The sequence below is a fragment of the Lysinibacillus sp. FSL M8-0355 genome, assembly GCF_038008985.1.
Lineage (GTDB): Bacteria > Bacillota > Bacilli > Bacillales_A > Planococcaceae > Lysinibacillus > Lysinibacillus fusiformis_D.
Map to the genome: position 1 here is coordinate 3840376 of NZ_JBBPAI010000001.1, position 26222 is coordinate 3866597.

The following is a 26222-nucleotide window of genomic DNA, read 5'->3' on the forward strand; positions in this document are numbered from 1 at the left end:
CAATTTCTTTTTACATTCATATAATCTCAGTTCTTCGAGTACAATTACACAATTTGACCTTTTAATAGATCCTCTGCGCTTTCACATGGTAGCTGTAAAGCTTCAGCAACCTTACGCATTGTAATTATACCTTGATAAACATTCAAACCTTTTCGCAATGATTCGTTTTGTAATAGTGCTTCCTTATAGCCCTTTGCTGCAATTTGTATAGCATATGGTAATGTCACATTCGTTAAAGCCATTGACGATGTTTTCGGCACTGCACCTGGCATATTACCAACTGCATAATGCACAACACCGTGTTTTTCGTATGTTGGATTATCATGTGTTGTTACACGGTCTGCTGTTTCCACAATTCCGCCTTGATCAATGGCCACATCTACGATAACAGAGGCTGGCTGCATGGCTTTCACCATCTTCTCTGTCACAAGTCGGGGCGCCTTGGCACCAGGAATAAGTACTGCACCAATAACCAAATCTGCTGTTTTCAATTGTTCTGCAATGTTGAAGCTATTGGATAGCAACGTTTGAATACGATCCCCAAATATCTCTTCAAGCTGGCGAAGTCGAGCGGGATTGACATCTAAAATCGTCACATTTGCACCTAAGCCTACAGCAGTTTTTGCTGCATTATAGCCGACAACGCCACCACCTATAATGGTTACATTCCCTTTTGCCACACCTGGCACACCGCTTAGTAAAATACCTTTACCACCATTTGTTTTTTCTAAATAATGTGCACCGATTTGCGCAGCCATTCGACCAGCCACTTCTGACATCGGAGCAAGAAGTGGCAGGCTTCCATCGGCTAATTGGACCGTTTCATAAGCAATGGCTACTACTTCTTTTTCTAAAAGTGCCTTCGTTAATGCTTCATCTGCTGCTAAATGTAAGTAGGTAAATAAGATTTGTCCTTTGTAAAAATAATCATATTCTGAAGCGATTGGCTCTTTTACCTTTAGGACCATTTCGGCAGCCCATACGTCCTTCGCCTTTGGAACGATGGTTGCACCAGCTTCCATATAGTGCTCATCTGTAAAATTCGAGCCAAGACCTGCGTTCGATTCAACAAGTACTATATGACCTGCAGCTATTAAAACACTTGCACTTGCAGGCGTTAAAGCAACACGGTTTTCCATTACTTTTATTTCTTTAGGTACACCAATAATCATTCCATTACTCCTTTATTATGCAACGATTTCCCGTTCATTTTTGAATTGCTCATACAATTTTTCATCCATAATTGTTTTTAGTATTTGAACGACTTCATACACCTCTTCAAAGGTGTTATAAAGTGCCACAGGTGCGATACGAATACCATTTGGTGCTCTAAAATCAGGAATAACTCCCTTCGCTTTTAATGCCTTACAAATACGAGCCGCTTCTGTATGTGTTAAAAAGATATGTCCACCTCGTTGCTCATTGATTACTGGGCAATTAACTTCGAAACCATATTCGCCCAAATATTGATAGTATAGTGCAATGAAATACTCTGTTAGCTGAATTGATTTCTTACGAATACGTTGAATGCCTGCTTCATTAAAGAGTTCCAACGCACCTAGCAGTGGCGCAAGGTTTAATAAATGTGGTGAGCCCATTTGATAAGCACCTGCATCTGGTGCCTGTATAAGGCTTGTTTCCATATCAAATTGCTTTTCTTTAGCCGAGCTAAACCAACCTGCCAAGCCTGGCTTTGTATTAAAATGCTTCTCATTGACGAATAATCCAGCGACAGCACCAGGACCTCCGTTTAAATGTTTATAATTACACCAGAAGGCAAAGTCCACATCCCAGTCATGTAGTGAGTGCTCTATAGAACCCACTGAATGACAAAGATCAAAGCCAATTAGAATACCACGCTGATGCGCTTCCTTTGTTAGCGCTTCCATATCAAGAATCTGGCCACTTCGATATAACACACCAGGAAGGATAATCAATGCCACATCATCTGTCATCGCAGATACAATATCATCATGCGCATAAAAGTGCCCGTCCTTACTACGAACATATTGAATATGCTCCTCAATATTTTCATAATGCAAACCTAATTGACTTTGTACTGCATATAAGTCAGTTGGGAAATTTAATTCATCAATAACAATTTTTGTTTTATTACCTGTTGGCTTATAAAATGTTGCAATCATTTGATGCATATTCACAGTAGTAGAACCTGTTGCAATGACCTCCTCTGGTTTCGCGCCTACAATCTTGGCCAGCTGAGCACCCACTTGCTCAGATAAATAAAACCAAGGATATTCCCCTTGCGTCCACCCATCAATGCCGTACTGTTTCCAAGAATCTAAAAGCGTCAACAGACTTGCCTCAGCTTTCTTTGATAAAAGCCCTAATGAATTCCCATCAAAATAAATGGTCTCTGGCTGAAGATAAAATTGTTCTCTAAATCCTTGTAAATCATCATTTTTGTCTAAAAAAGCTGCGTATTCTCTTGTAGGATTAAACTCCATATTAAACACCTCACCTTTCTAAAATAATGGTAGCATGGTCATCTTTTAACCACCTTATATTCATCTTATCAAAAAGTGACACAGTGTCAATATTTTTAAAAAAAGAATTTTTATGTTTTAAAATTGATTTTTAATACATAAAACAGAAAAAACCTCCAACAGGGGGAGGTTAATCAGTATAGAGGCCTTTCATATAAAAATGTACCATTAATTCTACATTTTGCTCGATTGAGACATTTGGGTCTTGCAAGCAACGCCAAAGGAAACTCTCATTAATGTGATACCACATATTTGCAACATCTTTGGCATTTAGATGGGCGTATGCAATATTATTATTTTGCACATATAAAATATCTTTCTCAATATGATCAATAAAGTGTTGCTGAACAAGAGACCATTTTTGACGAATTTCCTCTGAGCTCCCTATTGCCTCAAGAACCAGCTTCATGAGCTTCTCGTTTTCTATACCTTGCTTATTGAATGCCTTTACCTGGAATGTAATTTGCTCTCTTGCTTCTTCCTTTGATTTCGGAACAAAGCTTAACTTCGCAATATTGTACATTTTTTCAAGAAGCGAATCGATTATTTCTATTAAAAGTGCATCTTTATTGGAAAAATAAACATAAGCTGTGCCATGCCCAACACCAGCTTCCTTAATAATTTGCTTCATCGTTGATTTCTGAAAGCCCAGTTCGAAAAATACTTTTTTCCCAGCCTCAATTAATGTCCTACGCGTTTCATGAGCACGGTCTTGTTTAATTTGACTACGATTCTTCATATTACACCAACTTCCACTTTCTCATTATACAGTGATAAAAAATAACAAGGTATTACATGAGGTTGAACAGAACCAAAGCCAATTTTGATTGTACTTCAATCAAAACTGGCTTTCCTTTTCATTATAACATTTTTATTATGACGAAATAAGAAGAAACCTTTTATTACAGCACACTACGTTTTTTCTGCACCCTAACAACACTTAACTTCCCAAAACGAGTAAGCTCACAATCGCTTGTTCAAAATATTTTAATACAAAGTGAAAAGAGAAAGATACGCTGCTTGCACACGGTTAAGTAATAAACTTAGCTAATAGAAATTAAAAAGGCTTCCCATATCAAACTTATAACCTCAATTGTATTTTTTAATATTTAACTTTAAATTCTACGCACATTATTTAGTCACAAATAGTGCCCTAAAATAAAAGCGGCGTGTAAGCTCATATTAGCCCCCTCGCCACTCATAAATTTATCAATCCTTCAAGAAAATCAAATGACCCTTTTTCAAATATCCAATAGAGGAAATCAATAATAATCTAAAGTAGCATGCGTAAAAACTGTTCAAAATGTACGCCTGCCTCGCGTGGAACTTGCTCCTTCGATGTAGCTTCGATCGCGGCGGCTAAAAATGTCTCTGCCAGCTTCATAGACTCCACTAAATCTTGCCCACGCATCATGCCGCCCATCACAACGGATGCAAATAGATCACCTGTACCTGAATAGCTCTCACCGTTATAGTTGCGAATACTATGGAAAGACCGCTCCGCATCGACAAACATATTGCCAACATAACGCTTGCCCGCAGCTGCTGTTGGTGGATTCAATCCAGTAATAATGACGTTCGCTCCAGTCGCCTGTTGTAGCTGTTGTCCTGCCTCTTCAAGAGTCTGAATATACTCGATATCGTTTTGATAGCGCTGTAGCTTCTCATACGACAAACCTGTAAGCAAGCAGCATTCCGTAACATTTGGTGTAATAATGTCAGCACACTTCACTAACTCTTTCATTCGATCAAGTAACTCACCCGTAAACATTTTATAAACCTCGCCATGATCGCCCATCACTGGGTCAACAAGCAATGTCGTTTCATTGGCGTGAAACACGTCCAAAAAACGAAAGATATTATCGATTTGCTCCTTCCCTGTGACAAATCCTGTGTGAATGCCATCAAAGGTAGTTCCAAGCTTGCTCCACTCATCTACAAAATAGTCCATCTTTGACGTTAAATCCTCACAATAAAAACTCGAATACCCTGTTTGCGCCGTTAAAATAGCTGTTGGAAGCGGTACTGCTTGTACGCCCATTACAGACAGTACAGGTATCGCAGCCGTTAACGAGCACTTCCCAAAGGATGACATATCTTGAATTACAGCAACTTTTTTCATCATTCATTCCACCTAACTCATCCTGCTTATACTTACCTCATCGTATCACAATTAGAAAGATGCGAAAATAACCTCAATCTGACCTCTAATTTTTTTATAAAATTGACACTTTCACAACAGTCAGTCCTTTGCTAAAGTAAAAATCATCAAAATATTCATCATAGTGAGGAAGAGATAAATGCAAAATATACAAAGGCCATCATCCTTTACAAAATCACGCACGAAAACATTTGATTTAGTCATTACAGCTATTTTAGCAGCACTTGTTTTCGTAGCTACCATGTTCATCAATCTTAAGCTACCGATCGGGCAAGGTGGACTTATTCATTTAGGGACATCCATGCTTTTCATTTCAGCCATTTTATTCGGACCTAAAAAAGGGGCACTTGCTGGAGCCATCGGAATGGGTTTATTCGATATCGTAGGCGGCTGGTTAATCTGGGCACCGACTACTATTATTTCACGTGCATTACAAGGCTTCATCGTTGGTAAAATCGCCTGGTCAAAAGGACATACAGGTGATAATCTTGGGCTGAATATTTTAGGGGCCGTCGTATCCATGCCTGTGATGATTGCCGTTTACTATGTGGGGCAAGCCATTATGTTCAATAGCTGGATTGCACCGATGGCATCCATTCCAGGAGACGTCATTCAAAACTTTGTAGGCTTAATGATCGCCATTCCAGTATGTGTTGTACTGAAAAAAACACCTTATTTTAAAAAGAATTTTTAATCTAAAGACGCCATCTTGCTGTTTTGTACACTGCAATGATGGCGTTTTTTTATTGAGTAGTATGAAAAACAACGAATTTCTAGATAAAGCGAAACTAGCCTTGATCTTTTTCATACTATAGGGTGGAGGTGTAAAAATGCCAAGAGTAAAATACCGCGATGCAGACGTTGCTTTAATGGCAAGGATGATGAGAGCTGAGGCTGAGGGTGAAGGACAACAGGGTATGCTATACGTTGGCAACGTCATTGTCAATCGTGCAGTAGCATCTTGTTTAGACTTCAACGATGTTAGAACCATTGAACAAGTTATTTACCAGGTACAAGGTGGAAATTATTCTTTTGAAGCCGTTCAAAAAGGCAATATGTTTTACCAAAGAGCGAGAGAAACCGAAAAAAGATTAGCGAAACAAAATTTAGACTTCTGGCGAGATCATCCAGCAAAATATGCACTCTGGTACTTCAATCCATATGCCCCATGTCCCCCAACATGGTACGGCCAGCCGTTTACTGGTCAATTCAAAAATCATTGCTTCTATGAACCAGCTCCAGATACTTGTGAGAGTGTTTATATGGGATAGTGTAATATTTGAGTTCGCTACGCATTTTTAGTTATTCCTATATTAAATAAGGAAAAACATATTATTGACCAATGAAATAAAGGGGAACAATCTAAAACTTAGATGTTCCCTTTTTGAAATTGAGTTAGGATCATTCAGAAGATGGAGCACCAACGTTCAAACGATTTTTATACATTTACGAACAGTAAATAATAAAATGCATTAGTGAAATTGATTTAAACTCCTTATTTAATCTTGGAAACTAGTTAATATACCATCTTCAAAATAAAGATATTGCCCGTTTCCATAAACCCATTGTTCATAAGACCCGTATTCTGTTACTGTTCTATTAATATCATAAGGTGCGCCCCATAGTGATGCTAATACTTCGTCATATGTCATTCCAAGTGTAGGATTCATCCCCCTTGCATTTTCAATTTTTTCGTTCATTACTTTTTTTTCTTCAGCTCTTCTCTCCATTGTATATAAATTACTTCGATATTCATGTTCTATCCATCCCCAATCATTTAGAGTTATTGGCCCAAACGATGATGGATTGACATAAGACGTATTTGTTATTCCTGCTACAATTTCATCCCTCATTCTTCCAAAGTATTTAGGATTTACAGCAAGTGCTAGTGCTCCTGAAGCCTTATAGGAATTCTGATCGGTTTGTAAATATAAAGCATAATTATACATTGCTAAAAATTCTTCATTGTCTTCTAGTACTTTTGTATTCTCATATAGTTCTTGAACTTTTAGGAAATCTTTTGTTCTGACTGCTTGTTCCATCTCATCTAATTTTAACTTTTTCTCTTCTTCTATAATTTTTACAACCTTATTCCAATCTTCACGATTCAAAACGATTCTCATTCTGTTATATTTAGATCCCAAGAATTGTACATTTTTTTCCTGTATTAATTGATCTACAAATTTTGTCCCAACTGCTCTAACTTTATCAATTTCTGATTCTGATACATCTAAAGTTTCCATTTCAACTAAAAGATCCTCATATTTCCTTTCTTTTATAAGTGTTTCTAATGTTAAAATCTCTGCCTCAATACCGCTTTCCATATTTTTTTCTTTTATAACTTTTTCATCATTACAAGCAGACAACATTAAAATTAGACCAACACCGATTGCAATATGTTTAACTTTTAACACTGTTCATTACCCCTTTACGCTTTCCCCATTATGTAATATTGCTATAGAAAATCTTTTGTTCTTGAATGCAAAAAATAATAACGATCCATTGGTACTATTCTTATTTATCAATCTTTTCATAAAAAATAAATCCTACTCAGAGGAAACATCTTTTTAAATACCTAATTATGAAATATGTTACAAAAAGCTCAATATATACATTTTATATTTCTATGTAATTTTAATCAATAAGATAGTAAATTTATACTGTAATGATTACGTTGAAGGAGTAATATGGATTCGTTTTGTACAATAAAAGGGAATTACCTTTAATACAGGTATTCCCTTTCGTCATTACATTATGGCGCAGTTTTATTTAAATAGTCACCTTCAAAATCCATGCTCTGTTTATAAGTAGGATAAAAGGCTGTTCTCAACCTCCTGTTTCCACACGCCTTTCCTTAAACAACATCACCCCAATTAAGCCCATAACAGAGAATGCGACTGGCGAGATGAAACCATAGTAATATCCATCACTGATGTTACCTGAGGCAGACTGAAAATAATCCAAAATATAGCCAAACATAATGGGTAATAATGCTGCACTTAGAAAGCCCCCTGTATTGGCAAACCCCGAAACGATACCTGATTCAGCTAAAGGGAAAGTTTGGCGAACAGCTGCAAAAGTCAAGGCACTTGCACCATATCCAAAGCCGATGATAAAGAACAGGACAATGAGCATGAAAATGGATGGATGCCCTTTCAATAAAAGAAAGGCAAACCAACTCACTAAAACTGCAATATGAACAACAATATAAGGCTTTTTAATCGTTCCTAACCAACCTGCAACCCAACTCGTTAACGGAGCTCCCATCAGTGCCCCAATCAATCCAATCATAATGAGCTGGCTTGCCTCAGCACGTGTCATCTCATACATATTGATCCCATACGGAACAGCCCACGAGCTGATAAAGCCAACATAGCCTCCCACAACGCCAAAATGACAAAAAAATAAAGCCCACGCTTGTCGACTCGAACATATTCTGCGTAATAAAACAGAGGTTTTTTCACGTTGTACTTCCTCAGTTACTACTACTAATTCTTCTGCAAAAATTCGTTTTGTAGTTTTCACAAGCACAAAATAAAGAAGCACTCCACATAAGCATAATAAGAGCCCCGTTGAAAAAAATGTGATCCGCCAACCAAATAACAGGATCAAGGTCGCAAAAGGGACTGTCGCCAATAAGAAACCAAGACTCCCAGTCATCCCAGTAAAACCAATTAATCGGACAAACTCCTTTTTCTGAAACCATTGCGCCAAAATGAGCACCATATTCACCCATATGGTCGCATCTCCTACCCCAGTAAGCATTCTAGAGAAAAACAGTACGAATTCATGTGTACCTAAACTATAAAGAATTGTACCTAATCCTGTAAGGGCAGCACCAACGATAAGAAAAAAATTCGGCCCAAACCGATCCGCTAAAATCCCCATCGGAATCTGCAAACCCGTATACACAAAAAATTGTATACTCGTCAATAACCCGATTGTCGATGCTGTCACACCAAAATCCTTCATCAATTGATCCGTAATTAACCCTGGAGCAGTTCGCTGACTTGCCATTAACAAATAGGTAAACAATACAGCAACAAACACAACCCATCTGTACTTATGATGTTGTTTGTCCAATAATCACTACTCCCATTAGCTTTTATTTTATGTATATGAATTTTAGGTTGGGGAGAAGACCTTCTATTTGAGGTAGTTTTGAAATGAACATACATGCTGACATTACATTGAAAGAAAATGCACCTAGCCTAGACTAGGTGCATTCCATAGTGTTGAAAAACAAAACCATCAATAGACTTTTTGTGAAAGGTGAAAATAGATTTCCGTTGCAGGCTACTTGCTTTCCTGTGGGCGAGCGCCGAGCCGCTTCCTCCGCTACCGCTCCGTGTAGGGGCTCGCCTGTCTCGCTATCCCACGGGAGTCAAGTAGCCCTCCACTCCAATCCATAAAAATATTTCTTTTTAGTAAAGGTTTTCAAATAAAGGGAAGGTGTTCACTACTTTTTATGAAGAGGTGTGTCACGCATCACTTCTCCATATTGAAAATAAGAGTTTATCCCCTCTAAGAATACAGATAGTGGGCTATTTGATCGCTCTACTACTATGAAAAAAAGTAAAGACACTTTGCAGAATGGTTGATTGGAGTGGAGCCAGCGTCACTCCTAGGGGATTTGGTGAACTGACCCCAAAAATTTGAACTTTTAAGAAACTCTTCGAAACTCAACTGGACTTTTTCCGTTGAGTTTTATTTTTATCCGTTCATGATTGTAGTAGTGAATATAGTCTACTAACGCTTTTTTGAATGCTTCGTAGTTCTTAAACGTTGTTGCGTATAGAAATTCTGATTTCATAATGCCAAAAAAGCTTTCTATCACGGCATTATCTAAACAATTTCCTTTCCGTGACATACTTTGCTTGATTTCATGTGTTGCCAATAACGCTTTAAAACGTGGTATTTGATATAACCATCCTTGATCAGAATGGACGATTAAGCCACTCTTTTTCGATAACTTTGTATACGTAAACGCCTTCTTAAAAGACTGTTGAACTAACTCAAAATTAGGTGATTTTGATACCTCATACCCAACGATTTCTCGATTGAATAAATCTAATACAGCGGATATATAGATTTTTTGACCGTTTATTTTAAACTCCGTTACATCGGTTACCCATTTCTGATTGGGTGCAGTGGCTTCAAAATCACGTTGGATGACATTCTCTGCGACATAGCCGACTGTCCCTTTATACGAACGGTATTTTTTAGGGCGTACCGTCCCTTTTAAGCCCAATTCTTGCATCAATCGTTGGACCGTTTTATGGTTGATGAAAAACCCTTCATTTCGGAGGGCTAAACAAATACGACGATAGCCATAACGCCCCTTATGGTAATGAAAAAGCGTCTGAATTCGTTCTTTGATCGCCTGATATTTATCTGGTTTTACCCATTTTTGGAGATGATAATAATACGTACTTTTCTTAAGTTTCGCGACTTTTAATAGAGCTTGAAGAGGAAAATCCAACCTTAGCTCATAGACAGCTCTTACTTTTTCTTGGATTTGAAGGCATCCTTTTCTTGAACTAAGGCTTTCAACTTTTTTAAATAGGCATTTTCCATCCGTAAATACTCAATTTCGGCTTTTAACTCATCCGTTGTTTTTCCATTTAAATCGGACGAAGGTGGTTGTTTTTTTGGCATTGATTGGCGCTCCTTTTCTACTTGATAGAGCACCTCACCAGCCGTTGACATCCATTGTTTTTTCCATCTCCGAACGGTTTCACGGGAAGGAATATTAAACTTCGCAGCAGTCTGAAGGAGCGAATCGCCCGTCTCTATCAGGTGTTGAATTACTTTTATTTTAAAAGAATCTTCGTAATTCGTGAACCCTTGAGGACGAATAATTCCTTCGATGCCATGATAGCGATATAATTCAATCCATAATCGAATGTACTGTCGATCCCTCTGTAATCGATTGGCAATCTGATACGTACTTTCTTTTTCTTCAAAGTAAGCTAGAACTGCGGCTAATTTTTGTTCATCAGAAATCACTACCTGCACCCCCTATAGTAGATTTTTAAGTCCAATATTTTGGGTGCAGCTCATTGGCGTCACAGATGAGACCCTGGAGCGAGCGTAAGTGAGTGAAGCGGCTCATCGGACGCCCCCTGGAAAGGGCGCTGGCGGAACGGAAATCAACCTCTCACCTTGCAAATTTGCTTTTTCTGCCGTTGACATCATCTTTTTTCAACAACATGAAATGCACCTAGCCTAGACTAGGTGCATTCATGCTATATTATATGGCTGGAGGTTGTGCTTTACTCACATGTACTTTAATGAACCAACTAGTCTCTTGAAAAATATTTTACTGGAATCATTAACAACTCACCGTCACATTTTCTGTAAAGTATTTATTACTTAAACAGCTAAGATATTATGTGACTTTATTAAGTTTGTCCGAAAGAATTGAAATAACAGGATTTCCATATTAAAACTTCACAAAAAAATGGAACTTTTATACTTTAAAATCATCAAATAAAGCTTTTTTATTTCTGCAAATATGACTTTAATTCATCATTTTTTTGTTCCCAATCTAATAAATAATTATATGCTTCTTTTATATTCATATACATAATTTTACTATTTTTAGCTGTGCTTAAATCTCTTCTCAGTTGTAATAAATTTTCAAACTCAAGTATATTGTTACCTGTTTGATCATTATACTCATAAACTTCAAACTTACCTAACAAGTTTTTGGTTACTTCATATTTAGGATATTTGATTATTTTGCCGCTATATAACGCAAAACAGAATAAGATTAAACAACTTGAAATTATGATTTGTATTATGTGAATAATTCCAAAGAATATACCTTGATCAAGGGAATATGATACATTAAATAATTGTGTAGCGAAGCTTCCCAAAAACAAATTAATTATATTTTTAACTTCAATCGAACTACTGCTTAAATCATTCACTAAATAATAATAAGTTACCTTCACAATGAATGATAGAAACGCAATCTCGATTAGACTTTTTATAATCAGTAATATTCTATCCATTGAGTTTAAAGAAGACGACTTTATGCGATCCGAAATTACATCGGCAATAAACGCTTTTAAAATCTCATATCCTCTCATTAAAAATCTTGTGGAAATAAACAGAAGTGACATGATTAAAAATTTTAAAAAATAGTCATTAGAAACTTTCAATAACAATAATGCTGTTGCGAATACAATTACTGTAATATAAAAACTTATATATAAATTCATACTATTACGGCGTTTAATTATACGCGCTCTCTCATTCGCAATTTCTCGCCTACTATATCTTTTTCGCTTAAAAAAACTAATCTCTAATGATGAATAAAAGCCAATCTTTTTATCAACAGTAAAATATTCAACAAACAAAATTTTTTTCTCTAAATCTGCTATTAAATATTCAAACTTAATCGTTCGATAAAATACCCAAATTATAATAACCATCATACTTATAAAAGAATATGTAGCTGTAAAGAAATCAATCATTTTTAATAATTTTTTATATTCTATATGAAAATTATAAATGATTATAAAATCCAAAATGATTGTAATTACTAGACTTATAGCAATGATTTTATATGTCCTTACATATAAATACTTCACAAAGAGAAATGATATTAACAAAACAATGATAATTAGTAAAGCTGCGTTCCAATCAAAATTAAAAATTAGCGGCAATAAAAAAGGTACAGTATATAGACCGTTTGTTAAAACCTTTTTCAACGAAGAGATATAAGTTAAATTATGTTTCATTAGTTTAAATAATAAGGTAAATTGTCTCAATAAATCAGTATTTAAAATTTTCATTAGAAATAACACAAAATAATATATTACTAATAACAATATTAATAACAATATTACTTCATTAACAAACGATATACTTTTCGTTAATAATGATAAATCCAACTGATTTGAATCTGGATTATATAAACTTTTAATGTTTTTATCAACAGAAGTGAAAAACTGTTTATCCTTCAATAAGGAAAAAAATCGAATTTGATCGGTAAAATCCACCGTTTTAATAGCCAAAAATAAAGTGAACACAAATGCACTAATAATAATTATAAATTTCTGTGCTTTGTGTAATCCTATAGGTTGTTTCCTACCCATTTTTAACTTCCTCCAATTCTAAGTATTGCTATATAAATTGCTCTCTCCACTTTAAAGACAAAAAAATACTTTTCGAAAAGTACATACTCACTACTGATTTTTTAATAATCCATTTGAAAGCTATGCTATAAGCGGAACCATGAATAATATAATTACTTATTTTTAACACATATTATAAAAACAAAATTTTGATATAATTTACAATTTACATAGTAAATAATCATAAAATAACCAAAAACAATTTAAGTTTTCAAATATAGACCGCCCCCTAATATATAAGGAATTTTGATATTGTTAATAAGCTGAAATTATAATTAAAAAGTATGCGGTAATCGCAAATATTGACATAGAATTAGAAATTACAATGCATTGAGCTTTTTCTAATTGTCTTAAATCCTATTTAGAAAAAACTCCGCTTCAGTAATCCCTGTATATAGCTAGTAATAGGTATAAGTAAAAGTTTTCATCTAATCTATAAAGTTATTTTGTTTGACTTGGCATACTAGAAAACATATAGTGTTGAATCGTTGTTTATCCTTGATAAAGAAATCTTGTATACTCAATAAAAATTTCTTCTAAAGATCCATACACGTTATCTGTGGTCAATCAATAATTCAGGCGGATTATTGCTATCATTTAATTTTCAGTTTTTCATTTATCGTTTTTATAAAAGGCTACCTCAATATCTATTAATGTCAGAGGAGGGCTCGTTTAAATACCGACATCGCCACATTCTACCTACTAAAAATTAAAAAAAAACGGGGTTTCTTCATATCTTCGGCATTTACTTAAAGACTATCCATGCATTTGGATATTAAAACTAAACTGCTCTCTATACTCACACTACAGAAGAATTAGATAATTAGGGATAAGTTACCACTTAACTACCACTATAGTATATAATAATTTTATAAGTTAAGTTTTTATATTTAATGATGTAATGTGGTTTTATGCAAAATTAAACCAAAATGAGATGTTAAATAAAAGAACTTTTTATTAACAATATTAAAAGATGCATTTAAAAAATAAAGCCTTTAATTTATAATAAATGCCAATAAATATATTTAATGAAGCATTTAGGTATGAATCTGATATTATGTTTTTCATCAACAATTAGGAATGCTTATTTTTGAAGTAAAATCCTATAAATTCGATCAAATAAAAGATGTATTTAGGGCAGAATGGTTATATTTCAAGGCATAATTTGGGGGTTATTGAAAAATGAAAAAGAATAACGTTTACAAAGTAATAATTGCAATTTTAACATCTATTATAGTGATGGCTATTGTAGTTATAGGGTATCTCTTATCAACCAATGGTTATCTTACAGAGAACAAACAAGAAAGTTTGAGCCCAGAAGGTGAAAATCCTGAGGTGATAGAAACCAAAGAGGTAGAAGCAGTTGAGGTAATAAACAAGCCAGCTACTGATAAATCTTGTCTATCACCTGAATACGCAATTGCTTTAGACGAAATGTATGCTAATTACCTTGAGTTTAAACGAGTGGCACTTAATGAAGGTGGATCACTAAATTTCGATAACGCAATCAACGCTTATAACGGCATCACACAGAACTTAGCTACATCGGTCCTTATAACTAAAAAAACGGCTTATGACAAAGAAGTATATAAAGTGGTGAACGAATGGGCTGTGGATGCTTCTAACGTCTCGAATGACATGCTGGGATTCATTCAAGGTACGCTGGAGCCGACTGACTTTAATTTAAATGTCTTCAGAGCTTCGTTTGATGATCTTGATAACTTCTATGGAAATAAACTGAAATGGGAGAATTGCCAATGACTATGATGTCGAGAAGTGAGTAACTCCTAATGATATATGCCCAGTTGGGAGGTCGAAAAATTATTCTCCGTCGCTGGTGAAGCGGTAGGATGTCTTAGCACAGTGAAGGATAAAAATAAATATAATGGTGATGGTTTATATTGTTGAAACAGAGAAAATCAAAGCTAATATTTAATAATATATGAACTATTAGAACAAGCTCTTTTTTAGACTTGTTCTTTTTATTTTTCTACAAACTCTAATTTGTCTATAAACACTATAAATAATATGATAAGTATGTAAGGTACTACTCACCTTACACTCTGTCTCTGTAAGCAGTACGGAGGAGGAATTACTTGGACGAGAAACTCCCAAATCAAAGAGTATACATTAACTGCTAATGATGCTAAATCACCCATTGATTTTATAAAATCTGCGGTTTGATAAGCGCTTGTAAAAATTGAAATCGGTTCTTTTACATCCATTTGATCCACTGTTCACCCCCTCCTAACTGCTGTTCCTGTTCATGTGCTTCTTGCACTTGGGCAGCATAGTTTTCGATTGAATGGTACCACCCCCAACAATTTTCACCGTTCCCTTAACTAAGGTGGCAGCATATTTAGCAATCGTAATACCTGCGCTAATGCTGAAGTACTCGCCTATGTCTAACAACATTCTGAAAGGTCCGCCAACTGCACTTTATTTTCTCACTAACAGCTAAAGGCGAGCAAGTAGCCGTTTATATCAGGTTCGAATGTCGATTAAATATCATAAAACTACTTTACCTTTTCAAATAGCCTACAAATGATGAAACACTTAATTTTGGTGGGATACTTATCAAATATGAAAATGATAAGATAGGCGGTTGTTTCAATAAATTCTACACCTCATATAATTGGCGAAGAATTCTATCTATAACTACTTTAATTTGACCATAAATAATTTGCCTTCTATACTTTAGTGCAAAGACGATGTGATACTTACAATTCCATGTTATATGTGCTAAACTTTTATTATCCATTTGGATCCCCTTTCGTACGAAGTCGTTTGACCAGACCTAGATTCATTGTACGGCTGGGGATTTTTTTCTTGTCCATAGCTAAAAGCTTATTGAAACTACTCGTATTGTAAGAGGCTTTCAAAAGAATATAAAAAAAGAGCCTGTTAAACAGACTCTCGTTTCCTCTTCATAATATGGCTGTCTTCACCTCTTTAATTTTTATCGATGATAATAGCTTTCTTCACTACTCAATAACCGTTTGCTATATTTTTTTACTCTTTTCTTGTTCTTCAACTTGCCATTGTTTAATTTGTAGCTACTTTTGTAATAAATCATCAACTTTTATAGTTCCTCTTGCCTTTGGATTGTCTTCCAACATTAAAAGTGATCGATATCGATATGTGAATTATTTCAATCCATTTTTACAATGGGCATATCAATATCGTTTACAAAATAATTTTCATATTAGCATCAAAATAATTCCTATGTAACTATACAACCTTACTATCCATTACTTTCGCAAACTTAATTTTACCCCTTATTCTACTCTATTTATTTCTCTCAACAATCATCGCCTGGCTTCCCAGTTCTTTATAGCTTCTGAAAAACTTCTCGGCATTATGTGAGACTCTTCCTTTTAGCGGATTCATCACATGAACGGTATTATTGAGCTCATTATATCCAACTAACACAACAGCATGTAGATTAATCGGTGCTTTAAAATATTCCTTTGTATCACTGAAATACCAAGAAGACGATACTTTTGGCGTACTTAAATCCAAGGTTACCCAAATGACTACTGGAACGTTATGATTAATTTTCTCATAGAAAAACTCTTTTTCCTTGCCGCTTACATCAGTTGCTGTATATTTAGTCGTTCTTCCAACGAAAAAATTTTCAGCAGCCGCAACAATGGGAGGTGCATAAGAAAAGAAGCCTGTCTCTAAACGAGGGTCACCTGCATATGCCTTATAAGGATTCGGACCGTATCTTTTATTATTTTGATAGGTAAATGATTCCTTTGGTAAATAATTATTGGCCATTTCCATTTTGTTTGTGGAAAATCCATAATAGTTTAAGACAGCTGTTAAAGAGGTTATTTCACAGCCATTTGGCAATTCTGGATTTTGCTTAACAATTGGAACCGTTATGTACATTTTATTTAGCTGAGGTTCTTCTACAGGAGCTTGCGCTTTTGGCGGCTCTGGTGCTACACGATATGTTTCATCTAATAACCTCGCCATCATCACGGCAAATTCTGCTCTCGTTAAAAAGCGTTCTGGTTGAAACGTCCCATCCGCAAAACCAAAAACAATTTCATTTTTCACTAATGCCTGAACAGACGAATAAGCCCAATCGTTCGGTGTAACATCCTTAAATTGAACTGAAGAAAGACCACTTAATTCAAAAGCTCTTGATAGAATCGATGACATTTCCTCCCTTGTCACAAATGCGTTCGGTTTAAATTCTTGCCCCTTTACAACATCATCAAAAACCCCTTCAGCCATGACGGCAGAAATGATATCGAAATGAGCATCTTCATTTTTTACATCAACCAACTGTGGGTCAGGTCGATCGATCACACTATATCCCTTCGCTCTCGTAACCATTAACGCAATTTGTAAACGCGTTAATTTATCATTAGGTGCAAAACTCCCATCCGGACTTCCTTGAATAATATTTTGTTGAGATAAGTATTGGATTTCCTTTGCTGCCCAATGCTTTTGATCCACATCGTTAAAAATCATTTCAGCTGCATAAACATTTGATGCAAAGTAAAGATTATTAATCGCAATCGTTAAAACAACCATTAGTAATAGTATCTTTTTCCTCATATAACGCTCCTCTGTTTTCAAAAATAATCATATTTATACTAAATTACAATAATTATATTTTCTGCATAAGAGGATTTTGTATCATAATAGGAGCTTAGTAAAAAAGGGGGGCATTTTGTAAAAATTTCACTGAATTTGTTTATAGTTTGAACACACCAAATCTACACTATGTAAATTCTAGCTATATTTTACTGCTGGTTGAGGTTGTCTCGCACATATACTGATTCAGTATGACCATCTAGTTGGCTCGTTCTCATCTTTGCAAATAAGAGGGACAAATTAGAGTACATTCACTTTACTACATTTCAACTTCTTTAAAACTTTCAATAGTTTCTTGTGCTTTAGTACGATATAAATAATGAACTCCTTCAAATATCATCACTTTCCCATGTATTAAATCTTTTATTATTTTTTTCCAATGAGAGTGTCTTCCCTATGACAACAAATAAAAAATGCTAGGGTGGGACAAGAAATGTCAAAATCGATTAATGAGGAATCGATATTTGATGAAAGGTTTTCTGTCACCGAATCTGCAATTTGAAAAATTCTACCGTTAATATCAAAGAAAAACATAGGGAGATTTTAGTCTTCCTATGTTTTCATTCAAATTATTAATCTGTTTGTTCTTGCTTCTTTTTCAAATACTCAGCACGTATTTTCTCAAGTTGCTGCTTTTTATCAAATTTGGCCGGCTTATGTTTTTCATGATACTTTGCCACAGCCACCTTACCTTTAGTATCCAATTGATATTTCCCCACTTTGGTTCACCTACTTTTCCTGCCTTTAAAGAAATCTATTCAACAAATATAGTATACCTTATTTTGTTGATGTAAACCTTTTTCCTATATTGGTGTACTGCTTAACCTTAGTTTCGGTAAAAGCTTAGTAAATAAATCATAACCAAATGTATTTAAAATATCTGTATCCGCACACATTTCAGATGATGATCCTTTATTCTTATATACCGCTATAATATTGCTCACCTTTATGTATGGAGACGGCGGGAATTTGAACTAATTGCCTATAAAACTAGTCATATCAACGTTTTCAAGCACTTTAAATTATTATTAGCCAGATTATAGCCAGACGTGTCAACACCATATTATAAATCTCCATACAGGGAAACTTGCTTCTTTTTATTGCCTAACAAACACCCTAATACATCTTCTCGTATGAGTATCAAACACCCACTACCTAACATATGACGATGAACATTTACATTCACATGACTAAGAAGATTAAGTCGGAGACGATACAGAATTTTGTAGATTATTTAGATTTCAAATAGAAAGAAATCTCCAAGCGAGAACACTTTCTATCTTTTTATAAATAGAATCTCTTCTTTTAATTCTTTATTTTCTTGAATCCACAATTTATGATTTTCATATTCATGAATTGCAATATTATATAAATCACTTGATACATCATTTTTTCCCCAAAGTTCATTTAATTTCCCAATAGAATTAAATTGCAAAATTCTTTTGGTAGTTGTTTGACCATTACCTAAAAGTTCTTCGTATAAATAAAAAATATTGTTACTATTTTTCTCTATATAATAGAATGAAGTTGCTACCGATCTACCGCTATATAATGCTATACATAATAAAATTAAACAAGCTGATATTAATATTTGAACAATATGAATTATAGCGAATAACAAACCATTTTCAATACTATATGATATGTTAAAGAATTGTATTGAAAAACTTTCAAAAAGAAAACTTACACTGTCTTTAATAGTTTTTGAAGACAATTCTAAACCATTATTTAAAGAAAAATATATAGCCTTCAATAATGTAGAATATATTGCAATTTCAAATAAACTTTTAATTACTAGCTTAATTCTATCTATATAAGTTAAACTAGATAATTTTAAGTCGTTAGAAGTAGCATCTTTAAAAAATGCTTTAATTATTTCATAACCACGGGTTAAAAACCGAATAAAAATAAATAAAAATGACGTTATTAATAAACTATTAAAAATTTCGAAATTAAATACTGCACAAATAAAAATTAATAAAGTTAAATAAATTGTTAAATAAATACTTATTACTAAATTTTCCAAATTCCTAAAATACAATAATTCCTTCCTTTTTTTCATCCTTTTAGACTTCTTTATTATTTCTCTATTTTTAAATTCTATTGATAAATCCTCATTGAATTTCTCTTTAGATTTAAAATTAATCTTCGAAAAATTTATACATATATACCTTTTGGAAATTCTCGCTATATTGTATTCGATTCGAATTAAAAAAAACAATATGTATAATAACAAAGTTGTTAAAGAGACTACTGAGTATGTTGAAGCAAAAAGTTTAATTATTGTTATCAGTACTGCAATACTCAATATATCGTTAAAACTTATGTTATTCAAGATAATTACAGTATCTAAAATAAATGATATTACTACATTTAAATAACACATTCTTAATATTAGATTGCAATCTAATTTTTCATAAATTAAATAGACAATTACTATTCCTATTAAAAATAGAAACCCTATTTCGTTGTTATTATATAGAATTATACCAATAATAAATGGGAGGTTAATAAGTAAAACTTTTATAACATATTTTAATAATTTTTTAAAAATCTCTTTTTCTCCCCTTAAAATTAATTTATCTTTAAATATAAATAAAACTAAGAAGTATAATTTATTGTTATCTCTAAATTCACCTAAATATTGTTTGACAAAATATAAAACATAATAGACTACTAGTATAACTATTAAAAAAAGAGCTATTTCATTAAGTAAATTAAAACTTTTATTAATAAACTCTATACTTTCACCATTAATAAACGAAATAAAATTTTTATCTATAGTTTGATATAATGTTCCATTCTTAATCTCCCTAAAAAGTAAATTCAAATATACTATAGAGTTAAAGTTATTAAAAAATAATATGAATAAAACCATTAAAGCAGCAAATCCGCTCTGTAAATTAAATAAATAGCTAAAATAACTCTTTTTCTTATCAAACAATTTTATTCCCTCCTACTGTATTCTATATATAAGTTCTAGTTAAATTATACCATTATAAAATTATTTGGTTATAAGATGGTATCTATATCTGCAAACCAAAATCGTATTTAGCAGTTTTTTTCTTGCTGTAATTCCTCAAAAACGGAATATATCAATAACCCCCTGCTTATAGTAAACAATCAAATAAAAATGGTGTCTTCATAACAATTGGAAAGGAATCGTAGAAATGAACGTAGTAGCTGGTAAATTAGAATTGCAATCGCTTTTGCTGGAGCAAGATGTCTTTTACAATGGTGAAATAATAAGTACAGACATGAAAAAAATCATTCTTTCAATGGCATTCGATCTATTAAATATTTCAAAAGACCATGCTAATTGCAAACTAAAAATACCATTGCTTAGTACATACTAGGCGATGGTATTTTGCGTTTTACTGAAGAAATTCCGCCTATTCATAAAACCGCTTGCTTCACTAAGCTTTCTAAATAATTCAGCTTGTACTTAGGTGGGATCGTGATCGGATTTATTCCATGCTCATTGAACAGCTTCAAATACTTTCGATATGTGCTAGCTGAATATTTTTCAGCTGCCGTGTCTAAGCTTCCTTTAGAAACACATTTCACAATTTCTTTCATTTGCAATTTTTCTCTAGTTGATAAATCCAGTGAAGCAATTATTGCTTCTAGCTTCGCGTAAGAATAGAAATCACCTGTTGGGCAAATATTCAAAATGTAGTTGTTCATATAGTGGGCGTATTTTTCTTTCTTAAAGTAGTCTTTTAAAAACCGTGGCTCACCTTTTTTATACTTTTTATACTTCAAATGATTTTTTTCAACGCTCACCTCAAATCTCATCACCCCTCTTTCCCATCTTTCTACATGTTCATTTTTATCTCCACGTTCTTGTTCCTTATCATAGAAGATGATGTGGATGCTTTTACATTGATGATATTGTGACGTAAAATAAATCTTTTTTTCCAAGTGAGCCGTTTTCTTTTTTAACTTCCTGAATAATTCTAAGTAAATCTTCCTAATATTTTCATTGGAAATCTCAACATCAAATCGATAATCGATTCTACTAAGATTGTGCTGCTCGAATAACAGCACATCCCCATATACGATGCTTAATGCTCTTCTTATATAGCTTTCAACTTGCTCATAATCGTTCTCGTCCACATTCCCTCTATTTAAAATCAAAGGAATATCTATTACCAGCTTGCAAAATGCAATTGGCTTATTCGAAAATTCAACGATACTAATACCTTTAATCATATGCATATGTAAAATTTGGTTTATCGGTTCCGTGCCATAGTGATTCTCTCTAAATTGCAAATGTTCTTTATCTAGTACGATTGATAACTCCGCTGTATGTATCATATTTTATCCTCTTTTGAAGCAGCTGAATTTCTAATTAACGTAGGTATCCCAACGGATTGCCGTTTTTTCTTACGCCAAATCAGCCTCTTATTTATTTTTCTTAGCTGCTTGTATTTCAAGTAACTTTTTCATTCTACAAACTTCAAAGAGAAACTATTCCAAAAAAATATGCTTTACACCTAAATTAATTTTCAATGTTATTTAGCTAACATTTTAAGAGAGGGAAAACGGTATGATTGAGGAAGGTTAATAGATTAGTGGAATCAATGAAATTACGTGGAAGAAAATGAGCTAAAAAAATCCTACACCATATATGATGTAGGATAGGAATCTAATATAGTTTGTGAAAAGAATTTTCTGACCGCTAACCTCGTGGGAAATCAGATAAGTTGGATAAATAGAATATACGTCATTAGTAATGATATTCGAAGTTGTTTAATATACCAACAAAACGCTAAAAAAATGGCACACCATATATCAAAACATGATTTTTAAAAAATTCTAATTTACAAAACTAGTCCGCAGCACACTTTAAATTAAACCTTTTCTTTTAAACTCTTCAATTATTTTTAATTCTTCAGCGGTTGGAACTGGAGTAGATTCTTCCTGATTAGGTATTTCAAATTGATTTAAGCCCCAATCATTAAGTATGATTAATAGCTCATCAGAAATCCGAATGTCTCTTTCTCGAATTTCATTTAAACCCCAATCCTTATACTGTTTAGAAAGATTAAGCAATAGCTGGACTTTTGATTTTTCATAGCTTTGTTGCTTCTTTTTAAAATATCCGTTTCCTGCAATAATGTTTAGTTTTTTCTCAAATGGAATCTTATTTCCGATATGTTCTACTAATTCTTGTACTTCGCTATCAGAGTTACTTGGAAAATAATTTGTTTGCCATTTTTGAGGAAAGATATGCTCTATTTCCCACTTTTCAGGAAGTAGGTCCTTTTGATTTTGATAAGCAAGAATCTTTAATATCATTCGAACTGTATTACGATGAGCGAGCTTGATTTTATCTTTTAATTCTTGTTCACTCACTCTCGGAAAGTTAAATTTTGGAACTGGGGATTTGATAATTTCAGAGTTTAAATTTATAATTCCTCTCTTAACAGCGTTAATAGTCGGGGTAACTATATATCTCGCTGCCAAAACTGCAAGTAGTTTCTTTAGAAATTTCAAAAATAGTTCTTCAAAATCTTCCGAATCATTGTATTTAAGATAATATATAACAACTGGGTACTTCCAAAATTCATTGGGATATGAAGTTAATATATCCAGTACTTGTTTAATCTCAATATTTTTTGACCATTCTTCATCTTCAATTTCTACTCGATTATTCACTACAAGCCATAAGTTTAGTAACGTATTCAAATTTTTCATTACATCGCTCTTGTATAACTGTTCAAAATTATTTCTTGAATAGTATTTTCTTATTCCTGGTGTTGTGGTATTTCTATCATTTTCTAACGCTCTCAAATAGAACATATAATAATAAAACAGTTTTTGAATACTTTCATTCGCATTAGTTGCTTCATCGTCAAGTTTCTGCCATTGCTCAATGAAAGTTGCTTTCCCATTAGTATCTAACTGATTGTAAATCTTAGCTTTAAAAATATCTGCATCTGATAAAGCTAATCCTCTATCGTTCAAAGTGGAGAAAATTGTTAATGCTGTATCTTGGGAATCTGCCGTAATAGGTAATAAAATCGCTTTATTTAGTACATTTCGAATGAACCAGAAAAACAACTCTGGCTCACTTGTAGCATACTTCTCTATTAGCTCTGTAAATAATTTGTAGTTTAACGAATAGTTATCTTTAGCCAAACTCTCAACATTGCCTGTAATAAGTATTTCTGAAAAAACTTTGTTTCCTTCGTCTCTCATTACTCTGGATTCAATAAGTGTTTTTTCGAAATCGACCTCAGCAGTTAATTCATCTTGTTCCCACAATGCAGATTCAATTTGTCCCTTAAAGTTTTTAACTTCTTTTGTTTCTGTCATTGAATTTAGTTTTGAATAAAGTGCACGTAGTAATAAAAACAAAGAGGTAATTCGCTGTTGACCATCTATAATTTCTTGTTCGCCATTCTCATTTTCATAAGAAACAATTGTCCCTAGAAAATAAGTACTTTCGTTATTATTTTCTGTATATTCTACTAAGTCCTCAAAGAGCGTTTGAATTTGTTCATCTGACCAAGCATATGGACGTTGATACTCAGGAATAATGAACTTATTAACTTTTCCTGTTTCTAATAATTGTTTAACACTTTGTTTGTTCACTTCGATTGTCGTTGCCACTTCCGATTCCCCTTTCTGTTTCACCCCAATAATACTAAATACAATTTTATTAAATCTTTTACTACTTACAAATATTAATCATCAAAAATACGTTAATTCACCAATACTTAAAGCTAATCAGCTCACCCCTAATGCCTTATAAACCGCATCTATCGGATCTAAATAGAATATCGGTTGAACTTTTACAATTAAATCTGATGGTACTGTATAGAAGTCTCCTGCTGATGGTGCTGGTAGCAGAATTTTCTTTGCACCTGCATCCACACATACTTGAAGAATATTTGCTAATTCCTCTACTTTCGAAATCGTCCCACCTACTGTCATATTTCCAACAATCACAAGACCCTCCTGTACAGGTTTATCTAACGCTCCTGAACAAAGACCTATTAACTCTGCAATTGCAACTTGAGCCGTTAATCCAATACCCTGTAAGTCTGTAAGATGCATTAAATAATCCTTCGTCTTGATACTGATCGAATTGCTGACACTCTTACTATTTGCAGTGAAATAGCGGAATGCTGTATCGAGACTTTCTTTTACTTCTCTATTAGAGCCTATACCAGCTTTATCAAACTTGCCTGTGCCACTGACAACTTGATTTTCTAATTTATAGACACCTATCATACCTGTCAGTGCTTGACCTACAACATAGACATGCCCTGGTCGTAACATCCCCTCTGGAATAAGCTTTCCACCGCCCTGCTCAGGAACAGCAACATGCTCTTCTTGCATCGTTTCTTTATCTAAATAAGAAAACATTACATCATAGAATTCCATACCGCCAATTTTCTTCAGCTGTTCTTTTACTCTGCGGCGTCCCTCTAAAGCATATTTCAGGACTTCTTCAATATCCTCACGTGTATATTCACCATGTGGATACAATAGCTTCACTAATCCTGACACCGTTTTACGCACTGCAATCGTATCTCGCTGATTTAAGTTATTCCCTAATTTAAAATAGCGATCAATTGAATCCGCAAACGAACGCTTACGCATTTCACGGAAAAATTCTGCAACATAATCCACAATAAAGCCATAGCGATCCGTAAAAAATTCAGGACGCATTTTAGGAATTTCCCAGCCTGGCATATAATAATGCATTCGGTCAAAGAAAGCAGTGTCGTTCGCCATTTCAGGTGGGAATGGGGCAAATAAATGAGATGTTTTCAAAAGAACATCTACACTTTGATTAATATTGCCGACGAATACCATCGATGCGGATGCATTTTTTTCTTCTTTGCCACGTGCAAATGACCCAGAAGCCATATAATCCTTCATTATTTGAATGCCATCTTTATCCTTAAAGCGGATGCCTGCTACTTCATCAAATGCTACACAATCCCACATACCAACCAAACCTACTTTGCGTGTAGACATATTATAAAAAAGGTTGGCAACGGTTGACTGACCGCCAGATACTAATATAGAGTTTGGTGAAATTTCTTTATATACATGCGATTTACCTGTACCACGTGGTCCTAATTCACACATATTATAGTTGTTTTCCACCAAAGGCACTAAGCGTAATAATAAATGCCACTTCACACGTTCTTCAAGCTGTGTTGGTTCCATGCCTGTTGAACGAATTAACACATCAATCCACTCATCTTTCGTGAACTGTTTACGCCCCTCAAAAACCTCTGTTATGTCCATATTCGGCATTTGAATTGGCTTTAAATTACTTACACTAAACGGATTTGTATTACGTACTTCCTCATCAAAGAAGTAATCGATTTTCACCATACACCAAATACCACCGACTAGCAGCTTATCAAACTCCTTCACATAACTTGGTGGCACTGGGACACCTTTTAGTCCTAAATTTGAAAACTCTGCTTCATACGTATCAATCTTAGGATTTAGGGCAACCGTTACTTTATCGATAATGGAATATTGACCGAGTTCTCGAATTCTCGATTTAATTTTTTCTGCTTCATCTGGTCGCACAAAATTTTCAGCCAGGATTTTCTTCACTCGCTCTACGCCCTCACGAATACTTACCTCATCGTCCGTAGCTGCATACATACCTAATAGATACTCCAATACGTAAACAGGTACGTTTGCCCCTTCTTTAATCAGCTTGGTTAAATCTTTACGCACCACTCGCCCAGCAAAATGTACATTTAATTTTTTATCTAAATTTAGTGTCGAAACCTCGTCCATTTTCACACCTCT

Annotated in this window: 20 protein-coding genes and 1 pseudogene; 4 read left to right on the forward strand and 17 right to left on the reverse strand. The window is 33.9% G+C overall.

Features of this window, described 5'->3' with window-relative positions; genetic code table 11:
* Positions 1-44: 44 nt before the first annotated feature.
* The 4 genes from ald to MKY46_RS18810 all read right to left on the reverse strand — a co-directional run bounded on the left by ald (position 45) and on the right by MKY46_RS18810 (position 4626).
* Positions 45-1172: an alanine dehydrogenase gene (gene ald / locus MKY46_RS18795; RefSeq protein ID WP_058844806.1), complete on the reverse strand. Its 1128-nt coding sequence runs from the start codon at positions 1170-1172 to the stop codon at positions 45-47.
* Positions 1173-1187: 15 nt separating this feature from the next.
* Positions 1188-2474 (reverse strand): kynureninase, encoded by a 1287-nt coding sequence (gene kynU, locus MKY46_RS18800; RefSeq protein WP_170829884.1) that lies wholly within the window; start codon positions 2472-2474, stop codon positions 1188-1190.
* A 160-nt stretch (positions 2475-2634) separates the two neighbouring features.
* Entirely contained in the window at positions 2635-3243 is a 609-nt protein-coding gene (locus MKY46_RS18805) for a TetR/AcrR family transcriptional regulator (protein ID WP_036122895.1), read from the reverse strand.
* A gap of 534 nt (positions 3244-3777) precedes the next feature.
* A complete protein-coding gene (locus MKY46_RS18810) occupies positions 3778-4626 on the reverse strand; it encodes a pyridoxamine kinase (protein WP_036122898.1) in 849 nt (282 codons plus the stop codon).
* A 178-nt stretch (positions 4627-4804) separates the two neighbouring features.
* Here MKY46_RS18810 and MKY46_RS18815 point away from each other — a divergent pair, with 178 nt between their 5' ends.
* On the forward strand, positions 4805-5359 hold the full coding sequence (locus MKY46_RS18815) for an ECF transporter S component (protein WP_036122901.1): 555 nt from the start codon (positions 4805-4807) through the stop codon (positions 5357-5359).
* A 136-nt stretch (positions 5360-5495) separates the two neighbouring features.
* On the forward strand, positions 5496-5936 hold the full coding sequence (locus MKY46_RS18820; RefSeq protein WP_036122904.1) for a cell wall hydrolase: 441 nt from the start codon (positions 5496-5498) through the stop codon (positions 5934-5936).
* A 228-nt stretch (positions 5937-6164) separates the two neighbouring features.
* On the opposite strand, the gene MKY46_RS18825 is transcribed toward MKY46_RS18820, so the two are convergent.
* From MKY46_RS18825 to MKY46_RS18845, 5 genes are all read right to left on the reverse strand, one after another.
* Complete coding sequence (locus tag MKY46_RS18825; protein WP_036122908.1) at positions 6165-7079, reverse strand: hypothetical protein; 915 nt, start codon at positions 7077-7079, stop codon at positions 6165-6167.
* 412 nt (positions 7080-7491) lie between these two features.
* Positions 7492-8748: an MFS transporter gene (locus tag MKY46_RS18830; RefSeq protein ID WP_036122910.1), complete on the reverse strand. Its 1257-nt coding sequence runs from the start codon at positions 8746-8748 to the stop codon at positions 7492-7494.
* Between the two features lie 580 nt (positions 8749-9328).
* Positions 9329-10183, reverse strand: coding sequence for an IS3 family transposase (locus MKY46_RS18835; RefSeq protein WP_145991300.1), 855 nt, complete (start codon positions 10181-10183; stop codon positions 9329-9331).
* Entirely contained in the window at positions 10168-10674 is a 507-nt protein-coding gene (locus MKY46_RS18840) for a helix-turn-helix domain-containing protein (protein WP_180957783.1), read from the reverse strand. The genes MKY46_RS18835 and MKY46_RS18840 overlap by 16 nt, the downstream gene beginning before the upstream one ends.
* Positions 10675-11168: 494 nt before the next feature.
* Positions 11169-12773 carry a hypothetical protein gene (locus MKY46_RS18845; RefSeq protein WP_036122915.1) on the reverse strand — a complete coding sequence of 535 codons (1605 nt, stop codon included), beginning with the start codon at positions 12771-12773 and terminating at the stop codon, positions 11169-11171.
* 1221 nt (positions 12774-13994) lie between these two features.
* Between MKY46_RS18845 and MKY46_RS18850 the strand changes: the two genes are divergently transcribed.
* Positions 13995-14573, forward strand: coding sequence for a hypothetical protein (locus MKY46_RS18850; RefSeq protein ID WP_036122920.1), 579 nt, complete (start codon positions 13995-13997; stop codon positions 14571-14573).
* A 290-nt stretch (positions 14574-14863) separates the two neighbouring features.
* Here MKY46_RS18850 and MKY46_RS18855 read toward each other — a convergent pair whose 3' ends face one another.
* The 5 genes and pseudogenes from MKY46_RS18855 to MKY46_RS18875 all read right to left on the reverse strand — a co-directional run bounded on the left by MKY46_RS18855 (position 14864) and on the right by MKY46_RS18875 (position 20370).
* On the reverse strand, positions 14864-15046 hold the full coding sequence (locus tag MKY46_RS18855) for a hypothetical protein (RefSeq protein WP_036122923.1): 183 nt from the start codon (positions 15044-15046) through the stop codon (positions 14864-14866).
* Positions 15047-15336: 290 nt separating this feature from the next.
* Positions 15337-15573: pseudogene (locus MKY46_RS18860) on the reverse strand (transposase); the annotation flags it as partial.
* A gap of 527 nt (positions 15574-16100) precedes the next feature.
* A complete protein-coding gene (locus MKY46_RS18865; RefSeq protein WP_051891661.1) occupies positions 16101-17387 on the reverse strand; it encodes an S-layer homology domain-containing protein in 1287 nt (428 codons plus the stop codon).
* 611 nt (positions 17388-17998) lie between these two features.
* Positions 17999-18145 carry a hypothetical protein gene (locus MKY46_RS18870; RefSeq protein ID WP_036122926.1) on the reverse strand — a complete coding sequence of 49 codons (147 nt, stop codon included), beginning with the start codon at positions 18143-18145 and terminating at the stop codon, positions 17999-18001.
* Positions 18146-18702: 557 nt separating this feature from the next.
* Positions 18703-20370, reverse strand: a complete 1668-nt coding sequence (locus MKY46_RS18875; RefSeq protein ID WP_340835095.1) for a hypothetical protein — start codon at positions 20368-20370, stop codon at positions 18703-18705.
* Positions 20371-20596: 226 nt separating this feature from the next.
* Here MKY46_RS18875 and MKY46_RS18880 point away from each other — a divergent pair, with 226 nt between their 5' ends.
* Positions 20597-20782: a hypothetical protein gene (locus MKY46_RS18880; RefSeq protein ID WP_107949273.1), complete on the forward strand. Its 186-nt coding sequence runs from the start codon at positions 20597-20599 to the stop codon at positions 20780-20782.
* Positions 20783-20822: 40 nt separating this feature from the next.
* Here MKY46_RS18880 and MKY46_RS18885 read toward each other — a convergent pair whose 3' ends face one another.
* The 3 genes from MKY46_RS18885 to brxL all read right to left on the reverse strand — a co-directional run bounded on the left by MKY46_RS18885 (position 20823) and on the right by brxL (position 26210).
* Positions 20823-21746 carry a hypothetical protein gene (locus tag MKY46_RS18885; RefSeq protein ID WP_340835100.1) on the reverse strand — a complete coding sequence of 308 codons (924 nt, stop codon included), beginning with the start codon at positions 21744-21746 and terminating at the stop codon, positions 20823-20825.
* A gap of 531 nt (positions 21747-22277) precedes the next feature.
* Positions 22278-24047 carry a DUF262 domain-containing protein gene (locus tag MKY46_RS18890; RefSeq protein ID WP_340835103.1) on the reverse strand — a complete coding sequence of 590 codons (1770 nt, stop codon included), beginning with the start codon at positions 24045-24047 and terminating at the stop codon, positions 22278-22280.
* A gap of 117 nt (positions 24048-24164) precedes the next feature.
* Positions 24165-26210, reverse strand: a complete 2046-nt coding sequence (brxL, locus tag MKY46_RS18895) for a protease Lon-related BREX system protein BrxL (protein WP_340835105.1) — start codon at positions 26208-26210, stop codon at positions 24165-24167.
* Positions 26211-26222 lie beyond the last annotated feature (12 nt).

What these genes read in the sequence shown, in the direction of transcription:
- MKY46_RS18805 (WP_036122895.1), bottom strand. Translation starts at nt 3,243, where the DNA reads ATGAAGAATCGTAGTCAAATTAAACAAGACCGTGCTCATGAAACGCGT.
- MKY46_RS18880 (WP_107949273.1), top strand. Translation starts at nt 20,597, where the DNA reads ATGAACGTAGTAGCTGGTAAATTAGAATTGCAATCGCTTTTGCTGGAG.
- MKY46_RS18850 (WP_036122920.1), top strand. Translation starts at nt 13,995, where the DNA reads ATGAAAAAGAATAACGTTTACAAAGTAATAATTGCAATTTTAACATCT.
- MKY46_RS18810 (WP_036122898.1), bottom strand. Translation starts at nt 4,626, where the DNA reads ATGAAAAAAGTTGCTGTAATTCAAGATATGTCATCCTTTGGGAAGTGC.
- MKY46_RS18845 (WP_036122915.1), bottom strand. Translation starts at nt 12,773, where the DNA reads ATGGGTAGGAAACAACCTATAGGATTACACAAAGCACAGAAATTTATA.
- MKY46_RS18865 (WP_051891661.1), bottom strand. Translation starts at nt 17,387, where the DNA reads ATGAGGAAAAAGATACTATTACTAATGGTTGTTTTAACGATTGCGATT.
- MKY46_RS18885 (WP_340835100.1), bottom strand. Translation starts at nt 21,746, where the DNA reads ATGATACATACAGCGGAGTTATCAATCGTACTAGATAAAGAACATTTG.
- brxL (WP_340835105.1), bottom strand. Translation starts at nt 26,210, where the DNA reads ATGGACGAGGTTTCGACACTAAATTTAGATAAAAAATTAAATGTACAT.
- MKY46_RS18815 (WP_036122901.1), top strand. Translation starts at nt 4,805, where the DNA reads ATGCAAAATATACAAAGGCCATCATCCTTTACAAAATCACGCACGAAA.
- MKY46_RS18820 (WP_036122904.1), top strand. Translation starts at nt 5,496, where the DNA reads ATGCCAAGAGTAAAATACCGCGATGCAGACGTTGCTTTAATGGCAAGG.
- ald (WP_058844806.1), bottom strand. Translation starts at nt 1,172, where the DNA reads ATGATTATTGGTGTACCTAAAGAAATAAAAGTAATGGAAAACCGTGTT.